This is a genomic window from Prevotella sp. P5-50 (assembly GCF_002251295.1).
Lineage (GTDB): Bacteria > Bacteroidota > Bacteroidia > Bacteroidales > Bacteroidaceae > Prevotella.
This window is the reverse complement of the sequence record NZ_NPJA01000007.1, coordinates 1-4,196: the sequence shown is the minus strand read 5'-3', so window position 1 is coordinate 4,196 and position 4,196 is coordinate 1. Positions and strand designations below refer to the sequence as shown.

Genomic DNA, 4,196 nt, shown 5'->3' with positions numbered 1-4,196 from the left:
GTCGTTAGGATACTAAAAGAAAAACCATATTCGTTGTTTATAGATAATCCAAATTGTAAAACTCCATTGCCTTCATGGAATGATGAAGAAATTCTTGATCTATATAAAAAAGTTGTAGTATTGGGTGAATCTCTTTACAGACATAATTTCATTCCAGATGTTAATACATATACTAATACTACAATAAACAATAAAAGACAACACATTAAAAGAGATTACCTACATAAGTTGGATGGTATGGAGGTGCTAATCTCTCACTTTAGCGATGAAAAGGAATTTATTAAGATGGCAGTTGAAGGATCATATTTTTTTGAACCTGAACTTGTTGTTAAAGCAATGAATGAACTTTCCGGTAGTTTTTATCATTCAAAAAATAAGGGAGAAGAATTAATAAAGGATGAAGGTAATTGGGTTAAAAGTTTAAATAATGAAGCAAACAAAATTGGAAACGAAGAAATCAAGAAGATTTTTTTACAGATTCTCTCCGAAGACAAAAACATTGCTTTAAATGTTAATAAATTCATCAACTATTTGAATAAACGAAGAATAGAAACAAAATTGGGTAAAAAACTAACAAAGCCTGAAATAGATTGTCTGAATAGTATAAAAGATAAGTTAACTAAAGATCTCAACTATCTTGAAGCTCGCTATACCACTGATGAAAAAATTATAGAAAATAACAGTAGTGTAACGAAATGCGATAAGGCAATATATACCATCGAAGGAAAACAGTATCGAGTAGATATCGATAAAGATGGAAACGATTCGGTTCGTAGTCTAATCACTAATAAAACAGGAATCACAATCTCTCAAGGAAAAGAATCACTCTTTCAAAACACAATAATATCTCATGTTTGGGGTAGGGCTTACGATCCTCGTTTTTTCACGAGTCTATGGAATATTGTGTTGATTCCGGCTTGGGCAAATAGCTTGATGGATAAGGAAGATGCTCCTGCTAATACATTAGCTTCCAAAATGCAAAATACTTACATGGCAATATGTTCATTGCTTTACCGCGAAAAATTGAAAGATATAATCTGGGAAAATCTGGATATGGATGGTTTCCCTAAAGTGAAAGTGAAAGAGGATATTATCTTACAAGATTATACTTTTAATATAATAAAAGAGAAAGAAGGTACCCCCAAAAATGTTACTATTGTTATTGACAAAAGGATAGAAAAGCAGGAAAAATTAAATCAATTGAAAGACGAAAAATATGAAACTCCTCCTCGCAGCCCTCTCGCTCCTGTTGTCAATAGCCCTGATATGTAGCCCATTATACTTGGTTTACATTGGCTTTGTGTGCCCGAATATCAGCTTTTGGGTGAGAGTGCTGCTCGTGGTGATAGGGCTGGTGCTTTGCCGATTGGTGAAGCCCATCTCTATCATCACGGGCAAGGATTGGAAGATATTCTAGAATCCAATCCTATGTGCCTTCTTTTCCAACCGCTCTGGGTCACAGAGGGTGATGTTGTCCATTATATTGACAACAAATCCTTTGCCTATAAAATAATAGTTTGTACTTTTGCAGCCGATAACAGAAACGTTTAACTTAAAAACATTGGTATTATGGCAACAATTCTTATTGGTATCGACATTAATCAGCAGTGCACCGACCTCGATTTTGGAATAGATCTGCCCGATGATGTTATTGAACAGATTGAGCGGAAGTACAAAAAGGCACTCGAAGAATCTGGAATGGATGATGATGATTTTGGTCCTACTTATTTTGAACAGCTGAAAAAAGAAGATAAGGAGTTAGCAGATAAAATTGAAGAAGCTGCATGGGACACTTTATATTATTTGTTGGAGCATGACTACGAGGGTGATGATTATCGTGTTGAAGCCATGCAAAGAGTGTATGAACAAGACGAAGAAGGAAACTGGTATCAGACTTATGCAATCGGCAATAAATTTGATTTCGACCTAGCAGATTTTCCAAGATATCATAATTACAACCCGTCAAATCACTAATAAAGCATGGGGCATACGGAGCTATACCGTATGAGGGGCACAATAAACAAAATTGCACAACGGAACCGTTGTGCAATTTTGTTTAGAAACCTATCCTGCGCACTTTCTTCTCCAACCGCTCCTGGTCACAATGGGTGATAAGGGATTGTAAGTCGTCTGCTTCATCACCATGAAGGATGCTGTCTATGGCATGGTGACGGGCGATATTTTCTATTTGACCTCCACTGAAGTCATAACGTGAGGCCAGTTGGCTGGCAGCATCAGCTGAAAGCGATGGAATCATACTCTGCCAGATGTGCTGACGGGCCTCGACAGTGGGCTTGTTGAACTTGATTTTATACAGGAAACGGCGCTCGAAGGCTTTATCCATATTCTGCTCCAGATTAGTGGTGGCTATGAGGATGCCATCGAGCATTTCCATCTCCTGCAGGATGATGTTCTGGATACTGTTCTCCATCTTGTCAACACCCCGCTCTGCCATCTTCTGACGACGATTGATGATGGCATCGGCTTCGTTGAACAGCAGGATGGGCGTGCGCTTGCAGTCCTTCACCTTCTTGCGATAGTCGTCGAACAGGGCCTTGATATTCTTCTCAGAGTCGCCGACCCACTTGCTCTTTATCTCCGACACGTTCACCTGCATGATGTCACGACCAGTCTGACGAGCCAGTTGAAGAACGGTCTCTGTCTTACCCGTGCCAGGCGAGCCATAGAACAGACAGGTGAACCCACAACGGAAGCCCTTGTCCTGCAAGCGCTGGCGAATCTTCTGATAGTTGTCTTCGCTGAGCAAACCTGTCAGCTCGTTAACTTGACGGCTGGTTGCCTCGTCGTAGAACAGTTGGTGGGCAGTGATGTCGCTGTGACGCATCATACCGCGCTGAGGACGGTCCTCGTCATCCAACTTGACATCTAGTTCTGTAAACAGCGCACGCTTGGCCTTCATGGTCAGACAGAAGGCATTGCTGTCGTTAAAGCCTCCATCGTGAGCGTGTTCGATAAGTCCTAACAGCTGCAGCTTACTCTTCTCGTTCTTCAACTGCTGATGAAGCATGCTCCACTCACGGCGACGCTCGTAGAACTGACTCAGCTGGTGCATCAGGATATGGTTGTCGCTGAAGAGCACACACTGGCTGCACATAAATAAGAGGGCTATGATTTCATCGTCGCTGATCTCGTAGCTCATTACCTGTTCCACGAACCGCAATTCCTGATTGCTGTTGAGCAACGACTTCACACGCAGACGCAGTCCCTCGTAGGTCAGCTCGTGGTCACTGCGTTGGTCGAAGATCTTGTCCAGCTCGTTGATGAGCTCCTCACAGCTCAGACCTGACAACTGACGCTGTTCAGGCACCTTGTTGTCGTTCAGCGCCTCCAAAATATAATAAGGTATACGATAGGTAGGACGGTCGCCACTGTGATTGCACACTACGAAGCCGCGCTCCTCTAGCACATCCATCTCCTTGAGATAGGGCAGCAATGCGATGGGCGTACAGCGCAAGTGGCGTCCGAAGTCGTTCATGTCGATGCGCTGGTCGGCAAAGTTGTTGATGACCAAAGCCAGCATTAGCGCTTGATTGTTGTTAATGTCAAGTCGTTGGGCCACATAGTTCAGCGCCTCTTCAGCCTCGATGAAGAAGTCGCCACACAGCTCCGTGTTCTCCGACAGGTCGATGATGACCTTAATGGCGTCTACCAGTGTCGGTTCCTTGTCACCAAAGGTGAAGCGTTCCACCTCTAACGTATCGCCGTCATCGGTGGTTACTTCGGTTGTCTCTGTTTCGTACTGCTGGCCGTTCATGGCGGCGATAATACTGGGGTGAATGTCTTTTTCAATGTTCATAAGCATCCTTTCTTAATTAATTTAACCTCACGTTTTTGCGCTGCAAAGATAAGGTAAATATAGGAAACTGATGCCGAAAAAGTGTCAATCATTTAGACAGGGCTCGAATCTCCCTATAGAACGGGCATGTGCCACAAATTCATTGTACGATGGATCATCTATAACGAACCCTGCATGTGTGGCTATCAGTAGAATCGCTAAAAAAGTCTAAGACTTCACGTAAAAGGGGATTGTTGAGTAAAAAAATTGTATCTTTCCTCTATAAAACCTAATTTCATTTCCCTGCACAAGCAACAAAACCCACAAGAACGCATAATTGTGGTGCATAGTTATCCGTCACAGTTCCTCTTCCGACCTGTGATAATCAGATACTTTCCTC

The 4,196-nt window shown here is 42.3% G+C and carries 4 protein-coding genes; 3 read left to right on the top strand and 1 reads right to left on the bottom strand.

Going from position 1 to position 4,196, the window contains the following annotated elements; genetic code table 11:
• The 3 genes from CIK88_RS01290 to CIK88_RS01280 all read left to right on the top strand — a co-directional run.
• The coding region (locus CIK88_RS01290) for a hypothetical protein (protein WP_216820870.1) at positions 1–1,272 on the top strand (1,272 nt) is incomplete at its 5' end.
• The gene (locus tag CIK88_RS12255) at positions 1,217–1,417 is read left to right on the top strand and encodes a hypothetical protein (protein ID WP_144007420.1); all 201 of its coding nucleotides are present in this window, start codon (positions 1,217–1,219) and stop codon (positions 1,415–1,417) included. The genes CIK88_RS01290 and CIK88_RS12255, both read left to right, overlap by 56 nt.
• A 152-nt stretch (positions 1,418–1,569) precedes the next feature.
• Positions 1,570–1,974 carry a hypothetical protein gene (locus CIK88_RS01280; protein WP_094391702.1) on the top strand — a complete coding sequence of 135 codons (405 nt, stop codon included), beginning with the start codon at positions 1,570–1,572 and terminating at the stop codon, positions 1,972–1,974.
• An 82-nt stretch (positions 1,975–2,056) separates the two neighbouring features.
• Here the strand turns inward: CIK88_RS01280 and CIK88_RS01275 are convergent, their stop codons facing one another.
• Positions 2,057–3,817, bottom strand: a complete 1,761-nt coding sequence (locus CIK88_RS01275) for an ATP-binding protein (RefSeq protein WP_254046685.1) — start codon at positions 3,815–3,817, stop codon at positions 2,057–2,059.
• Positions 3,818–4,196: the final 379 nt, after the last annotated feature.